This is a genomic window from Demequina rhizosphaerae, from assembly GCF_000971255.1.
Classification (GTDB): Bacteria; Actinomycetota; Actinomycetes; order Actinomycetales; family Demequinaceae; genus Demequina; species Demequina rhizosphaerae.
In genome coordinates, this window is record NZ_BBMC01000004.1 from 240693 (window position 1) to 255890 (window position 15198).

The 15198-nt window shown below is 73.1% G+C and carries 10 protein-coding genes; 8 read left to right on the forward strand and 2 right to left on the reverse strand.

The features are described from left to right. Positions 1-14: 14 nt before the first annotated feature. Positions 15-2792 carry an alpha-L-rhamnosidase gene (locus tag AOM07_RS07315; RefSeq protein WP_062312325.1) on the reverse strand — a complete coding sequence of 926 codons (2778 nt, stop codon included), beginning with the start codon at positions 2790-2792 and terminating at the stop codon, positions 15-17. Between the two features lie 62 nt (positions 2793-2854). After that, positions 2855-3475, reverse strand: a complete 621-nt coding sequence (locus AOM07_RS07320; protein WP_062312326.1) for a TetR/AcrR family transcriptional regulator — start codon at positions 3473-3475, stop codon at positions 2855-2857. A 108-nt stretch (positions 3476-3583) separates the two neighbouring features. On the opposite strand from AOM07_RS07320, the gene AOM07_RS07325 reads away from it, so the two are divergent. The 8 genes from AOM07_RS07325 (at position 3584) to AOM07_RS07360 (ending at position 15197) form a co-directional block, all read left to right on the forward strand. Further along, positions 3584-5137 (forward strand): ABC transporter substrate-binding protein, encoded by a 1554-nt coding sequence (locus AOM07_RS07325; RefSeq protein ID WP_062312328.1) that lies wholly within the window; start codon positions 3584-3586, stop codon positions 5135-5137. 63 nt (positions 5138-5200) lie between these two features. Next, the gene (locus AOM07_RS07330) at positions 5201-6142 is read left to right on the forward strand and encodes an ABC transporter permease (RefSeq protein WP_062312330.1); all 942 of its coding nucleotides are present in this window, start codon (positions 5201-5203) and stop codon (positions 6140-6142) included. Then, positions 6139-7935, forward strand: a complete 1797-nt coding sequence (locus AOM07_RS07335; protein ID WP_062312331.1) for a dipeptide/oligopeptide/nickel ABC transporter permease/ATP-binding protein — start codon at positions 6139-6141, stop codon at positions 7933-7935. Before AOM07_RS07330 ends, AOM07_RS07335 begins: the two co-directional genes overlap by 4 nt. Before the next feature lie 11 nt (positions 7936-7946). Beyond that, the gene (locus tag AOM07_RS07340) at positions 7947-8807 is read left to right on the forward strand and encodes an ATP-binding cassette domain-containing protein (protein WP_062312610.1); all 861 of its coding nucleotides are present in this window, start codon (positions 7947-7949) and stop codon (positions 8805-8807) included. 55 nt (positions 8808-8862) lie between these two features. Next, complete coding sequence (locus AOM07_RS07345) at positions 8863-10101, forward strand: glycoside hydrolase family 1 protein (RefSeq protein WP_062312333.1); 1239 nt, start codon at positions 8863-8865, stop codon at positions 10099-10101. Then, positions 10098-12518 carry a beta-phosphoglucomutase gene (gene pgmB / locus AOM07_RS07350; RefSeq protein ID WP_084830172.1) on the forward strand — a complete coding sequence of 807 codons (2421 nt, stop codon included), beginning with the start codon at positions 10098-10100 and terminating at the stop codon, positions 12516-12518. The genes AOM07_RS07345 and pgmB overlap by 4 nt, the downstream gene beginning before the upstream one ends. Then, positions 12515-13972 carry a nucleoside hydrolase-like domain-containing protein gene (locus AOM07_RS07355; RefSeq protein ID WP_228374402.1) on the forward strand — a complete coding sequence of 486 codons (1458 nt, stop codon included), beginning with the start codon at positions 12515-12517 and terminating at the stop codon, positions 13970-13972. Before pgmB ends, AOM07_RS07355 begins: the two co-directional genes overlap by 4 nt. A 1-nt stretch (position 13973) precedes the next feature. Further along, complete coding sequence (locus AOM07_RS07360) at positions 13974-15197, forward strand: glycoside hydrolase family 43 protein (RefSeq protein ID WP_062312338.1); 1224 nt, start codon at positions 13974-13976, stop codon at positions 15195-15197. The last annotated feature ends 1 nt before the right edge of the window (position 15198 follow it).

The following is a 15198-nucleotide window of genomic DNA, read 5'->3' on the forward strand; positions in this document are numbered from 1 at the left end:
CGGTGCGACGGGCGTCAGACGGCGGCGAGCGCCTGGTCGAGCTGCTCCAGGGTGTGCGGCGGGACGCCGAAGAGCACGTCCTGGAGCGCGCTGCCCTCGGTCCACGAGGTGCGCGCGGCGAAGCCGGCCGCGTAGCCCTCGCTGAAACCGCGCAGCGTCTCCATGAGCGTCGCGAAGGCGTCCGGGTCGTCCGCGATCGCCGACAGCGGCGTGGCGAGCGAGTACGGGCCCGCGGGGGGCGTGGGCGCCGGGACCGTGCCGCGGAAGGCGTGCGTGCCGGAGCCGACCTCGACCGGCTCGCCGCCCCACGGCAGGACGACGGTCGCGGTCGCGTTCGGCGGCACCACGGCCTCGACGACGACCTCGTCGCCGTCGCGGCGCCACGAGGACGATGCGGTGCCGAGCGGCGTCTCCTGGATCGAGGACGCGTGGTCGAAGCCGGCGACGGGCGTCGGCGCGATGGTGAGGCGCGTGCCGCCGGGCGTCGCGAGCGCCAGGCCCGCGAGGGTCCGGTGGAGCCAGTCCGCGACGGCGCCGAGCGCGTAGTGGTTGAAGCTCGTCATCTCGCCGGGGTTGATCGAGCCGTCCGGGAGCATCGAGTCCCAGCGCTCCCAGATCGTGGTGGCGCCGAGCGTCACGGGGTAGAGCCACGACGGGCAGTCGGTTTGGAGCAGCAGGCGCGCGGCGGCGTCGGCGTGGCCCGTCGCGGACAGCGCGCCCAGGATGAGCGGCGTGCCGACGAAGCCCGTGCTGATCCGGTAGCGCGTGGCGCGGACGCGCTCGGCGAGGCGCGCGCCGAGCGCGTCCCGCAGCTCCGGGTCCGTGACGAGGTCGAAGCCGATCGCGAGCGCGTACGCGGTGGGCGCGTCGGACATCATGCGCCCGGCGGGGGTGACGTAGGCGGCGCGGAAGGCCGCGGCGACCTCGTCGGCGTGCCGCGCATACGCGGCGGCCGTCGCATCGTCCCCGAGCGCGGCGGCGGCCTGCGAGACGATGCGTGCGGAGCGGGCGACGTACGCGGTCGCGACGATGTCGCGCGACACCTTGGCGGCGCCGGGCTGGTCCGCCGGGGCGTCGGGGTCGAGCCAGTCGCCGAACTGCATCGAGCCCTCCCACAGGCGGCTCTCGCCGGCCTGCTCGAGGAGCACGTCGGCCCACGCGCGCATGCTCGGCAGCTGGTCGGCGAGGACCTCGCGGTCGCCGTAGCGGCGGTAGAGCTCCCACGGCACCACGGTGGCCGCGTCGCCCCACGCGGCGGCGGGGCGCGCGTGGCCCCGGAGAGCGTCGGGCACGACCATCGGCACGACGCCGCCATGCGCCTCCTGCTCGCGCGCGAGGTCGACGAGCCAGTCCGCGAGGAACGCGTCGCAGTCGTGCAGCGTCGCGGCGGTGGGGGAGAAGACCTGGATGTCGCCGGTCCAGCCGAGGCGCTCGTCGCGCTGCGGGCAGTCGGTGGGGATCGACAGGAAGTTGCCGCGCATGCCCCACACGACGTTCTCGTGCAGGCGGTTGACCAGCGGGTGCGAGCTGTCGAAGCGGGCGGTGCGGGCCATGTCGCTGTGGAGCACGCGCGCGGTGAACGCCGCGGGGTCGAGCTGGCCGGGCCACCCGGAGACCTCGACGTAGCGGAAGCCGTGGAAGGTGAACTCGGGCTCGAGCACCTCCGTGCCGGTGCCCGCGAGCGTGAAGGCGTCGGTCTGGACCGCGGCGCGCAGCGGGCGCATGCCCATCTCGCCGTGCTCGAGGACCTCGGCGTGCCGCAGCGTGACCACGGCGCCCGCGGGGCCGTCGACGACCGCGCGCACGCGACCCACGAGGTTCTGGCCGAAGTCGAGGACCGTCGCGCCCGACGGGGTGGTGATCACCTCGACGACGGCGAGCTCCTCGGTCACCCGGACCGGGGGAGCGAGGCGCGGCTCGGGGGTGAGCGCGACCTCCTCGACGGCGACCGGGGTCCAGCCGTCCGTCGCCGCGCCGGGCTCGTCCCAGCCGTCGACGGCGCGGCGCAGGTCCACCGTCTCTCCGGCGTAGATGCTCGAGTCCGTGATCGGGCCGTCGCCGCGCGCGAGCCACGCGGGGCCGGTGACGACGGTGCGCTCGGTGCCGTCGGCGAAGCGCATCCACAGCTGGGCGGCGTAGGACGGCTGCTCGCCGTAGACGCGCTGCGGGCGGCCGAAGAAGCCGTAGCCCTCGGTGCGCCACGCGCCCGCGAGCATGACGCCGATCGCGTTCGTGCCGGCGCGCAGCAGCGCGGTCACGTCGGTGCTGTCGAGCTGGATCCGCTTGTCGTACGCGCTCCAGCCCGGCGCGAGCACCCGGTCGTCGGTGCGCACCCCGTTGATGCTGGTCGCGTGGGCGCCGATGGCGCTCGCGTACAGCACCGCCTCGACCGGCGCCTCGGGCAGGTCGAAGGCGTGGCGCAGCAGCGCCGGCTGGGCGACGCGGTCCGGGCCCGCGAGGCCGACGAACGCTGCCGTCCACGCGCCGTCGCCCAGGAATCCCGCGCGCACGGCGAGCGGCGCGCTCCACGAGGTCTCCTCGCCGCCGGACGATGCGACACGCACCGTGAGCGCGCGCCGCTCGCCGGGGGCGAGGGGCGCGAACGGCCACGCGACGGCGACGGCGTCCGAGCCGTCGATGCGGTGGACCGCGCCCGTGCCGTCGGCGAGCTCCGCCCACGACTGGGCCCAGCCGGGCGTGTCGGTGTCGACGCGCCAGCCGAGGGTGGGCGCCGCGGCGGTCGCGACGCCGTCGGGGTGGCGCGTGAGGCGGAGGGAGGCGGTGGGCTGCATGGTGCTCCTCGGGCGGCGCGCGGGCGCCGTCAATTTCTTATGGGTGAAAGATGCGGGGTGGATCAGGACCCGGCGACGGGCGTCGCGTCGAGCTGGGCGAGGGGGGCCGTGAGGTAGCCGTCGAAGTGCCCGCGGACGATGCTCTCCATGTCGACGTCGACGTCCTGGAGCCACAGCAGCTGGAGGCCCTCCGCCATCGCGGTGGTCTCGAGCGCCGCGGTCCGCGGGTCGATGCCGTCGCGCAGCAGTCCGCGGTCCCTGATCTCCTCGAACGCGCGAGCGGTGCCGGCGACGACGAAGCCGAAGCGCCGCGAGATGTACTCGTGCGCGGGATGATCCGGGGCCGAGGACTCCGCCGCGAGGATCGAGTAGAGACGCAGAAGGCCTGGTACTGCCTTGTTCCGGCGCGCGATCTCGAGGAGTCCGCGCAGGAACTCGACGTCGTGGCGCCCCGACAGGATGTCGAGCGCGAGCTGGTCGCGACGCTCGAGCACGGCCTCGAGGAGCGCGAGCTTGGACCCGAAGTGGTGGAGCAGCCCGGGCTGCGTCATCCCGACCGTGCGCGCGATCTCGTTGACCGATGCGGCCGTGTACCCCTGGCGCGAGAACACGTCGAAGGCGGCGTCGAGGATCTCCTCCCGACGCTTCGCCGACTTCTTGTAGGCGCCCCGTTGCGTTGCCATGGGGCGAGGTTATCAGGTCGTGAAACGAAAATCTTGAACCCTTAAGAAATTGCGTGCTAGTGTCACCCTCACGTCGCCGATGACGTCACCTCAAGGAGGAAAGCAACGATGCTTCGCACTACACGGCTCGCCGCACTGGCAGGTGCCGCAGCCATCACCCTCACCGCCTGCTCGTCCACGGGCTCCGACGAAGAGCCGAGCACCGGCGCGACCGGCGACTCGACCGGCACCGTCGTCGAGGGCGGGGATCTCCGCTACGGCTCGGTCGTCGATATCTCGACCTGGATCGCCGCAGACGCGGCGTGGGGCAACGAGGCGACCTACTACATGGCGGTCTACGACAGCCTGCTGCGCACGTCCGCGACCAACGAGATCGAGCCGGGACTCGCCGAGGCGTGGGAGTACAACGACGACCTCACCGAGCTCACCCTCGACATCCGCGACGGCGTGACGTTCACCGACGGCACCGCGCTCGACGCGCAGGTCGTGGTGGACAACCTCAACCGCTTCCGCGAGGGCGCCTCGCCCGACCGCGGCCTCCTCGACGCGGTCGCCGACGTGACCGCGGCCGACGAGGACACCGTGGTCATCGCGCTGTCCGCCCCGGACCCGGCGCTCGAGATCAACCTCTCCATGCAGGCCGGCCTCATCGCATCGCCGTCGACCTTCGACGCCGAGGACGCGCAGACCACCCCGGTCGGCACGGGCCCGTACATGCTCGACTCCGCCGCGTCGACCATCGGCGCGACCTACGTGTTCACGCCCAACGAGGACTACTGGGCCCCCGAGGACCAGCACTACGAGTCGCTCACCATCAACTACTACGCGGACGCCTCGGCCCTGCTCAACGCGCTGCGCGACAACCAGGTCGACGTCGCCAACCTCAACTCGGTGACCCAGATCCCCGACGCCGAGTCCGCCGGCTACACCATCAACACCGAGCCGGTGAACTGGAAGGGCATCATCCTCGCGGACCGCTGGGGCATGAACAACGAGGCGCTCGGCGACGTGCGCGTCCGCCAGGCGATCAACTACGCGCTCGACCGCGAGGGCCTGCTGCAGGGCCTCGAGGCCGGCTACGGCGAGGTCACCACGCAGATCTTCAACACCGAGGGCGACGCGTTCGACTCCGCGCTCGACGAGGCCTACCCGTACGACCCGGAGAAGGCGAAGTCGCTGCTCGCCGAGGCCGGCTACGCCGACGGCGTCACCATCGTGATGCCGCAGACGGGCTTCGTGCCCGCCTCGGAGTACGAGCTCATCGCCGGCGTCCTGGCCGAGTCGAACATCTTCATCGAGTACGAGCAGGCCGGCGAGAGCTTCTTCGGCGACCTGCTCGGCGGCACCTGGTCGGCGTTCAACTTCGGCCTCAACCAGGAGCCCCTCGCGTGGCAGACCTACAACCAGGCGATCGCGCCCGGTGCCGCGTGGAACGTCTTCCACCAGGCCGACGAGACCGTCGAGGGCCTCGCCGCCCGCATCCGCCTCGGCGGTGAGGACGGTGCCGCTGCGGCGCAGGAGCTCAACGCGTACATGGTCGAGGAGGCGTGGTTCGCACCCTTCTACCGCGTGCTCGGCGTGATCGTCACCGCGGACGGCTTCGCCGTGACGAACAAGTCCGGCCAGGCCGTGGCCAACCTCTGGGACATCACCCCCGCATAACCGGAACGCCGGTGGGGGCGGGCGCGCCCGCCCCCACCGGTCTCCACCCCCCTCGGAGACATCATGCTCAGCTTCGTCGGCAAGCGCCTCGCCACAGGCGTCGGCCTCATCGTCACCCTCGCGGTGCTCACGTTCTTCTTCCTCCAGCTCGGCAACAGCGACACCGCGCAGCGGATCGCCGGCCAGCAGGCCGGACCCGACGCGGTCGCGGTCGTGGAGGAGCGGCTCGGACTCGACCGGCCCGCGATCGTCCAGTTCTTCGACTGGGCAGGATCGGCCCTCACCGGCGACCTCGGCCGCTCGTGGTTCAGCGGCCAGGAGGTCACCGAGGCCGTCACCACCCGGATGTCCGTCACCGTGACGCTGGCCGTCGGGTCGGTGCTCCTCACCGCGCTCCTCGGCATCACGCTCGGCGCGCTCGCGGCCACCCGCCGCGGCTGGCTCGACCGGACGGTCCAGGTCCTCGCCGTCATCGGCCAGGCGATCCCCGGCTTCCTGCTCGCGATGGCCCTCGTCCTCGTGTTCGCGATCGAGCTCGACTGGTTCCCCGCGACGGGCTACACGCGCTTCTCCGAGTCGCCCTCCGAGTGGCTGCTGTCGATCGCGCTGCCCGTGATCGCGCTGACCCTCGGCTCGATCGGCGGCGTCGCCCAGCAGGTCCGCGGGGCGATGATCGACGCGTTCGAGCGCGACTACGTCCGCACGCTGCGCAGCCGCGGGCTCCCGCGCGGCAGCGTCGTGTACCAGCACGTCCTGCGCAACGCGGCCGGGCCCGCCCTCACCGTGCTGGGACTCCAGTTCGTCATCCTGCTCGGCGGCGCCGTCATCGTCGAGCAGCTGTTCTCCATCCCCGGCCTCGGCCCGCTGGCGCTGGCGAGCACGTCCCAGGGCGACATCCCCGTCGTCATGGGCATCGTGGTCGTGACCGGCGTCATCGTCGTCGTCGTCAACACCCTGGTCGATGTCATCCAGGCCTGGGTCAACCCGAAGGTGCGTGTCTCATGAGCACCCCGACCACCACCGCGACGCCCGCCACCGGCATCCCCCGCCGCGGCCTCCTGCGTCGCCTGCTCGGCCACCCGCTCGGTGGCGTCTCGATGATCGTCCTCGCCGTCATCGTGGTCGTCGGCGTGATCGCGCCGTGGATCGCGCCGCATGACCCGACCGAGACCAGCCTCAGCATGATCTTCGCGGAGCCGGGCGGGGAGTACCTCCTCGGCGGCGACTCGGCGGGGCGCGACATCTGGTCGCGCCTGCTCATCGCGACCGCGTTCTCGCTCGCGGGCGGCCTGCTCGTCATGGCCGTCGCCTCCCTGGTGGGCGTCACGGCGGGCCTTGTCGCCGGCTACTACGGGGGATTCGTCGACGCGGTCGGCGCCTGGTTCACCGCGCTCACCATGTCGCTGCCGTCGATCATCGTGCTGATCGCCGCACGCGCCGTCATCGGCCCCTCGATGTGGTGGACGATGGCGATCTTCGGACTCTTCATCTCGCCCGTGTACTACCGCGTCGTCTACACCTCGGTGCGCGGCGTCCGGAACGAGCTCTACGTGGACGCGGCCCGCACCTCGGGCCTGGGCGACGGCCGCATCATCGGCCGCCACGTGCTGCTCGCGGTCCGTGCTCCCGTGATCCTGCTGATGTCGGGCGTGATCGCCGCCGGCATCGGCATGCAGGCGGGCTTCGACTTCCTCGGCCTGGGCGACCCCACGATCCCGACGTGGGGCCAGATGCTCAACGAGGGCTTCTACAACATCACCCGCTCCTCGACCCTCGTGATGTGGCCCGCGCTCGCGCTCGGCATCACCACCGTGGCGCTCACCCTGCTGGGCACGGCGCTGCGCGACGAGCTCGAGGGCACGTCGGAGCGTCGACGCTCGCGCAAGGCACCGGCCTGGTCGCTCGACGAGGAGGTCCCCGCGGTGGTCGACCACGGCGGCGAGGACGGCGCGCAGCCGCTCCTCGAGGTCCGCGACCTCGCCGTGGCCTACCAGGCGGGGGACGGCTACTCCACGGTGGTCAAGGGCGGCCGGCTCACCGTCCGCCGCGGCGAGACCCACGGCCTCATCGGCGAGTCGGGCTCGGGCAAGACCCAGACCGCGTTCTCCGTGCTCGGGCTGCTGCCCAAGGGCGGCAAGGTGATGGCCGGCTCGATCGTCTTCGACGGCCAGGAGCTCACCGGGCTCACCGACGCGCAGATGAACCGCCTCCGCGGCACCCGCATCGCGTACGTGCCCCAGGAGCCCATGTCGAACCTCGACCCGTCGTTCACTGTGGGCCACCAGCTCACCGAGCCGCTCGTCAAGGCGGCGGGCCTGTCCCGCACGGAGGCGAAGGAGCGCGCGCTGGCGCTGCTCGACCGGGTGGGCATCCCCGACCCGCAGCGCGCCTTCGGCTCGTACCCGCACCAGCTCTCGGGCGGCATGGCCCAGCGCGTGCTCATCGCGGGCGCGGTCGCGTCCCACCCCGACCTGCTCATCGCCGACGAGCCGACCACCGCGCTCGACGTCACCGTGCAGGCCGAGGTGCTCGACCTGCTCCGCGACCTCCAGGACGAGCTCGGGATGGCGATCCTCATCGTCACCCACAACTTCGGCGTCGTGGCCGACATCTGCGACCGCGTCTCCGTGATGCAGCAGGGGGTCATGGTCGAGACCGGCGCCACCGGCGACGTGTTCGACGACCCCCGCCACCCCTACACCCGCGCGCTGTTCGAGGCGATCCCCAAGGGGGCGCCACGCGTGCCCCTCGCGGGCGTCACGAGCGCCGGGATGCTTGGAACGGGGACCCTGAAGTGAAGGACAACACCATGACCGACTCCCTGCTCACCGTCGACGGGCTCGAGGTCGAGTACCCCGGCCGCGGGTTCCGCGCGCAGCCCTTCCGCGCCGTCAAGGGCGTGAGCTTCGACATCAAGCCCGGCGAGACCGTGGGTCTCGTGGGGGAGTCCGGCTCCGGCAAGACCACCATCGGCCGCGCCATCCTCGGGCTCGCGCCCGTGTCCGCCGGCACGGTGACGTTCAAGGGCGAGGGCATCTCGCACCCCACGAAGCAGCGCCGCCGCGAGCTCACGCGCGACATCCAGGTGGTCTACCAGGACCCCTACTCGTCGCTCAACCCCTCGCTCACGATCGGCGACTCGCTCACCGAGCCGATGATCGTCCGCAAGACCCCGAAGCGCGAGGCCCAGGCGCGCGTCCGCGAGCTCCTCGACATGGTCAGGCTGCCGTCCGACGCCGCGGACCGCATGCCGCGCGAGTTCTCGGGCGGCCAGCGTCAGCGCGTCGCGATCGCCCGGGCCCTCGCGCTCGATCCGACGCTCATCATCTGCGACGAGCCGGTCTCCGCGCTCGACCTGTCCACGCAGGCCCGAGTGCTCGAGCTGTTCCTCGAGATCCAGGAGCGGACGGGCGTGGCCTACCTCTTCATCTCGCACGACCTCGCGGTCGTCCGCGAGATGTCGCACCGGGTCGCCGTGCTCCTCCACGGCGAGCTGGTCGAGTGGGGCGACGGCGACACGGTCACGTCGCAGCCTGAGCACCCGTACACGCAGCGGCTGCTGCTCGCGTCGCCGGTCCCGGACCCGATCGCGCAGGAGCAGCGGCGGGCCGACCGGCTGCGCCTCAAGCAGCTCCACGCCGACCAGAGCCTCCAGGCCGGCGCGGCCTGAGCACGACGTACCCGAACGACCCACCCGCCGCCCTGTCGCGGCCCGAAGGAGAATCATGACCGCCTCGACCCCCGCATCGTTCCTCTGGGGCGTCGCCACCGCCGGCCACCAGACCGATGGAGGCGACACGACGTCGGACACCTCGTTCCTCGAGCTCACACAGCCGAGCGTGTTCGCCGAGCCCGCGGGGAGCGCCTGCAACAGCTGGGAGCTGTGGGAGAGGGACCTCGACCTCGCCGTCGCGATGGGCCTCAACGCCTTCCGCTTCTCGGTGGAGTGGTGCCGCGTCGAGCCCGAGCAGGGGAGCATCGACGACGCCGCCCTCGCGCACTACGAGGACGTCATCGACGGCTGCCTCGCGCGGGGGCTCGCGCCGATCGTGACGTTCAGCCACTTCACCGCGCCGCACTGGTTCGCGTGCCGCGGGTCCTGGCTCGCGGACGAGGCGGCGGCCGACTTCGCGCGCTTCTGCACCGTCGTGATGGAGCGCATCGGCGACCGCATCGCGCTCGCGGTGACGCTCAACGAGCCCAACCTGCAGCGCCAGCTCGCGGGTGGCTTCCTGCCGCCGCAGGTGTGGGAGGCGCACCGCGCGAACCTCGACGCCGCCTCGGCGGCCGCGGGCGTCGAGCGCTACCGGGCGGGCAACGTCCAGGTGCTCGAGGAGCTGGGCGTCTTCGAGGAGGGCTTCGAGCGGGCCCACGTCGCGGCGCGGGCCGCCATCAAGGCCGTGCGCCCCGACCTGCCGGTGGGGCTGTCGCTCGCCGTCGCCGACGATGTCGCCGCGCCCGGCGGCGAGGCCGAGCGCGACCGCGTGCGCGAGGAGTGCTACGGGCGCTGGATCCGTCTGTGCGCGCAGGACGACTTCATCGGCGTGCAGAACTACGAGCGCATCGTCCACGGTCCCGACGGCCGGGCGGATGCGGAGGGCGGGCACACCCCGCCGGAGCCGGACTCGCTCGGGGGAGCGGTCCGCTACGTCCACGAGGCGTCCGGCGCGCCCATCCTCGTGAGCGAGCACGGCATCAACACGCAGGACGATGCGGAGCGCTGCGCCTTCCTGCCGGCCGCCCTCGCAAGCCTCGACCGCGCGATCGCGGACGGCGTGCCGGTGCTCGGGTACTGCCACTGGACGCTGCTCGACAACTACGAGTGGATCTTCGCGTATGGGCCCAGGTTCGGGCTGCACGCGGTGGACCGCGACACGTTCGTCCGCACCCCCAAGGAGTCGGCGGGCGTCTACGCGGCGGAGATCCGCCGCCGCGCCCCGGCGGTGACCGGGGCGGGCCGATGACCGTGGCCCCGCCGGTCGCCGCCTCGGCGGCGCTGTTCGACCTCGACGGCGTCATCGTCGACACCGCCGTCCACCACTTCGCCGCGTGGCGGCGGACGGCCGCGGAGCTGGGCTTCACGCTCGCGGACGAGGACGAGGAGCGGCTCAAGGGCGTCGGCCGCATGGACGCCCTGCGCATCGTGCTCGAGATCGGCGGCGTCGAGGTCGACGAGGCCACGGCCGCTCGCCTCGCGGACGAGAAGAACACCCGCTACGTCGACGCGATCGCGTCGATCACGCCGACCGACCTGCTGCCCGGCGCGCGGGAGGTCCTCGAGGACCTGCGCGCCCGCGGCGTCCGCACCGCGCTGGGATCGGCCTCGCGCAACGCTCCGCTGATCCTCGACCGGCTCGGCATCGCGGGCCTGTTCGACGCGATCGTCGACGGCTCCGTGGTGACCGAGGCCAAGCCCCACCCGCGGGTCTTCCTCGCCGGCGCCGAGGCGCTCGGCGTCGACCCCGCCGCGTGCCTCGTCTTCGAGGACGCCATCGCCGGCGTGCAGGCGGCCAAGGCGGCCGGCATGACCGCTGTCGGCATCGGCGACCCGGCCGTCCTCACCGAGGCCGACGCCGTCATCCCCGGGCTCCACGCCGTCGACGCCCTCGCGGCGCGCGGCATCACCTTCGCGGGCAGGCCCGCGCCACGTCTCGAGGAGGAGACCATGATCACCGGCACGACCGTGCGGCTCGACGCCGCGCCGTTCCACCTGGACGATGCGGCGCAGGCCTGGGTGCGCGACACCCTCGCCGGCCTCACGGTCGAGCAGAAGGTCGGCCAGCTGTTCTTCCTCATGGCCAACGCCCCCGAGCAGGTCGACGCGGACATCGCGGTCGCCGAGCCCGGCGGCTGGATGCGCCGCCCCGCGCCCGTCGACGAGGCCGTGAGCCTCAACCGTCATATCCAGACCGCCTCGTCCCTCCCGGCGCTCATCGCCGGCAACCTCGAGAACGGCGCCGACGGCGCCAGCTTCGCGGCGACCCAGGTGGGCACCCCGCTCCAGGCGGCCGCGACCGGCGACGACTCGTGCGCGTACCGCATGGGCCAGGTCGCCGCGGTCGAGGGTCGCGCGCTCGGCGTGACCTGGGACTTCGCGCCGATCATCGACATCCAGTCCAACGTCCGCAACCCCATCGTCCTCAACCGCGGCTTCGGATCGGACCCTGAGCGCGTGCGCCGGATGGGCGTCGAGTTCGTGCGCGGGCTGCAGGACCACGGCATGGCCGCATCCGTCAAGCACTGGCCCGGCGACGGCGTCGACGACCGCGACCAGCACCTCCTCACCTCGGTCAACACGCTGAGCGTGGAGGAGTGGGAGGCCACGTTCGGCGAGGCCTACCGTGCGTCGATCGCGGCCGGGGCGCTGTCGATCATGGCGGCCCACATCGCGCTGCCGGCGTACTCGCGCGCGCTCCGCCCCGGCATCGCGGACGAGGACATCATGCCCGCGTCCCTCGCGCCCGAGCTCACGACCGAGCTGCTGCGCGAGCGCATGGGCTTCAACGGCGTGGTCATCACCGACGCCTCGCTCATGGGCGGCCTGCTCATGCGCATGCCGCGCCGCGACCTCGTCCCCGCGACCGTGGCCGCCGGCTGCGACATGTTCCTCTTCACTCCGGACTACGCCGAGGACCTCGCGCACATGCGCGCCGGTGTCGAGTCGGGCGTCATCAGCGCCGCCCGCCTCGACGAGGCGGTGACCCGCGTGCTCGCCCTCAAGGCCGCGCTCGGGCTGCACCGTGCATCGTCCCCCGAGGAGCTCGTGCCCGGGCTCGACGGCCTCGACACCGCGGCCCACCGCGCGTGGGCCCGCGCCCAGGCGGAGGCCGCGATCACGCTGGTCAAGGACAAGGAGGAGGGCCTGCTGCCGCTGTCGGCTGAGCGCACGCCCCGCGTGCTCGTGTACTCGCTGCGCGGCTTCCTGTCGGGCACCGGGCCCGCCGAGGCGTTCTGCGAGGCGCTGCGCTCGCGCGGGTTCGAGGCGACGCTGTTCGAGGAGGGCCCGCCCGGATCGACGATGTTCAAGCGTGTGGGCGTCGACGGCGGCGTCAACGGCGCCGACCTGCTCGACCACTACGACGCCGTGATCTACCTCGTCGACATCCAGCCGCGGTCGAACGTCACGAGCGCCCGGATCGCGTGGGCGCCGTTCACGGCGGGCAACCTGCCGCGGCACATCACGGAGATCCCCACGCTGGTCGTGTCGCTCGGCAGCCCGTTCCACCTCCAGGACGTGCCGTTCGTCCGCACGTACGTCAACGCGTACGCGAACAACGCGGAGACGGTCGAGGCGGTCGCGGCGGCGCTCACCGGCGAGATCGCGTTCCGCGGCGAGAGCCCGGTCGACGCGTTCGCGGGCTACGAGGACGCGCGCTGGTGACCTCCGCGGGGACGCCGGGCGGCGACCGGGTGCGCGTGGTCGTGACCACGGACCCGGAGCTCGACGACCTCAACTCGATGCTGCGGCTGGTGCTCTACAGCAACGAGATCGAGCTGGCCGGGCTCGTGTACAGCTCGAGCATGTTCCACTGGGCCGGCGACCCGGCGCGGGGCGTCGAGCCGTTCCGGTGGCCGCCCGCCGGCGCGCGGGGCCACATCGACCAGGCGATCGACGCCTACGAGCGCGTCCACGACACGCTCCGGGTGCACGACGCGCGCTATCCGGCTCCGGGTGACCTGCGGGCGCTCGTGCGCGAGGGCAACGTCGCGACCGAGGGCGACACCCGCGACGCGACGCCCGGATCTGACCTCATCGCGGACCTGCTCGCCGACGACGAGCCCGGCACGCTGGTGCTCCAGGCGTGGGGCGGGCTCAACACGATCGCCCGCGCGCTCATGTCGGTCGAGGAGCGCCACGCGGGCTCTCCCGGCTGGGACGCGCTCCGCGCCCGCATCATGGCGCGCACCGTCCTCACCAGCTGGGGCGAGCAGGACTCGACGTTCGCGGAGTGCATCCGACCCCGCTGGCCCGAGCTCGAGCTGCGCCAGGTCGCGACCGTCGTGTGGGGCTACGGGGCACGTCAGGTGACGCCGCCCGCGACGCACCGCTTCTACTCGGCCGCGTGGACCCGGGAGCACGTGTCCCGGGTCGGCCCGATCGGCGCGGCGTACCGCGTGTGGGGCGACGGTCTGCAGATGGCGGACGGCTTCGACAAGGAGGACTTCTTCGGCCTGCGCGGGCTGTCCCGCGAGGAGCTCGAGGACCGCGGCTACCAGGTGTTCTTCCCGGTCGAGGAGCCCGGGGCGTTCATCTCGGAAGGCGACTCCTCCAACTTCGCGCTGCACGTCGCCAACGGGCTGAGGAGCTGGCAGCACCCGACCTGGGGCGGCTGGGGAGGCCGGCAGGTGCCCGACGCCGAGGACCCGCACCGGTGGAGCTCGGACGGGTTCAGCATGGACTTCTCGAAGCCGCCGGTCGACTGGGGGGACGCCGCGCGATGGGTGCCAGCGTTCCAGAACGACTTCGCGGCGCGCCTGCGGTGGAGCGTCACGGACGAGTACGCGGGCGCGAACCACGCCCCCCGCATCGAGGTGGCGACGGGGCTCGACGTCGCCGCGACCGCCGGCGAGCGCGTCGTGGTCCGCTGGCGGGTCGAGGACCCGGACGGCGATCCCGTGGACGTCTTCGCGTGGCAGTACCGCGAGGCGGGCACCTGCCCGTCGGCGGCGACCCTCACGCGCGGCGACGATGCGGAGGTGACCGTGCACGTCCCGGCCGACGCGGTGCCCGGGCAGACTGTGCACGTGATCCTCGAGGCGACCGACCGGGGCGAGCCGCCGCTCACCGCGTACGCCCGCATCGTCCTCACGATCGCCGACGAGACGGAGGACTGACGTGGCGACGACGCCGATCCTGCCGGGCTTCCACCCGGACCCGTCGATCTGCCGCGCCGGCGACGCGTACTACCTCGCGAGCTCCTCGTTCGAGTACGTGCCGGGCGTGCCGATCCACCGGTCCACCGACCTCGTGAGCTGGGAGCTGGTCGGGCACGCGATCGCGGACGCGGACATCGTCGCGGCGCCGCCGGGCGCCGCGGGCGCGAGCTCGGGCATCTTCGCGCCCACCCTGCGCCACCACGACGGCCGGTTCTGGCTCGCGACCACCTCGATCCGCCGCATCGGCGAGGGGCAGCTCGTCGCCCACGCCGAGGACCCCTCCGGGCCCTGGTCGACGCCGGTCTTCGTCCCGGGCACGCTCGGCATCGACCCCGACCTCGCGTGGGACGACGACGGCACGTGCCTGCTCACGTGGCGCGGCTTCGGCCCGCCCGGGATCCACCAGGTCCCGATCGATCCGGAGACCGGCGCGCGGCTCGGCGAGGAGGCGGTCGTCTGGCAGGGGACCGGCCTCGCGGACACCGAGGGGCCGCACCTTCTCCAGCGCGGCGGTTGGTGGTACCTCGTGGTCGCCGAGGGCGGGACGCACCTGGGGCATGGCGTCTCCGTCGCCCGCTCGCGCAGCCCGCGCGGGCCCTTCGAGGTGCACCCGGGCAACCCGATCCTCAGCCATCGCAGCACCCACCACCCCGTGCAGGCCGTCGGGCACGCGGACATGGTCGAGCGGCCCGACGGCACCTGGGCGATGGTCCACCTCGGGATCCGGCAGGCGGGCTCGCACCCGCGCTTCCACGTGCTGGGACGCGAGACCTTCGTCGCGGGCGTCGAGTGGGTCGACGAGTGGCCGGTCGTGGTCGAGGACCGCCTCGACGTGCCCGCGCGCGACCGCTCGTGGACGGACGCGTTCGCCGGCCCGGCGCTCGACCCGCGGTGGGTCGCGCCGTCGGCGGCCCCCGCATCGTTCGCCCGCGTCGGCGACGGGCTGCGGCTCGACCGCTGCCGCGACGCCGCGGAGGCGGAGCAGGACCGCGTGCTGTGCGCGCGCACTCTCGACCTCGGCTGGGACGCTGCCGCCGAGGTCGCGGCCGGCGACGCGTGCCTGTCCGTGCGCGTCGACGCGTCGCACTGGTACGGCGTCGAGCTGGTGGCGGGCATGGCCCGTGCCCGCGCGCCTCACGGGGGTGACATACCTCCCGGGGCTTGCCTGACGCGCCCCCGCTAGG

What these genes read in the sequence shown, in the direction of transcription:
- AOM07_RS07345 (WP_062312333.1), top strand. Translation starts at nt 8,863, where the DNA reads ATGACCGCCTCGACCCCCGCATCGTTCCTCTGGGGCGTCGCCACCGCC.
- AOM07_RS07320 (WP_062312326.1), bottom strand. Translation starts at nt 3,475, where the DNA reads ATGGCAACGCAACGGGGCGCCTACAAGAAGTCGGCGAAGCGTCGGGAG.
- pgmB (WP_084830172.1), top strand. Translation starts at nt 10,098, where the DNA reads ATGACCGTGGCCCCGCCGGTCGCCGCCTCGGCGGCGCTGTTCGACCTC.
- AOM07_RS07330 (WP_062312330.1), top strand. Translation starts at nt 5,201, where the DNA reads ATGCTCAGCTTCGTCGGCAAGCGCCTCGCCACAGGCGTCGGCCTCATC.
- AOM07_RS07335 (WP_062312331.1), top strand. Translation starts at nt 6,139, where the DNA reads ATGAGCACCCCGACCACCACCGCGACGCCCGCCACCGGCATCCCCCGC.
- AOM07_RS07325 (WP_062312328.1), top strand. Translation starts at nt 3,584, where the DNA reads ATGCTTCGCACTACACGGCTCGCCGCACTGGCAGGTGCCGCAGCCATC.
- AOM07_RS07315 (WP_062312325.1), bottom strand. Translation starts at nt 2,792, where the DNA reads ATGCAGCCCACCGCCTCCCTCCGCCTCACGCGCCACCCCGACGGCGTC.
- AOM07_RS07340 (WP_062312610.1), top strand. Translation starts at nt 7,947, where the DNA reads ATGACCGACTCCCTGCTCACCGTCGACGGGCTCGAGGTCGAGTACCCC.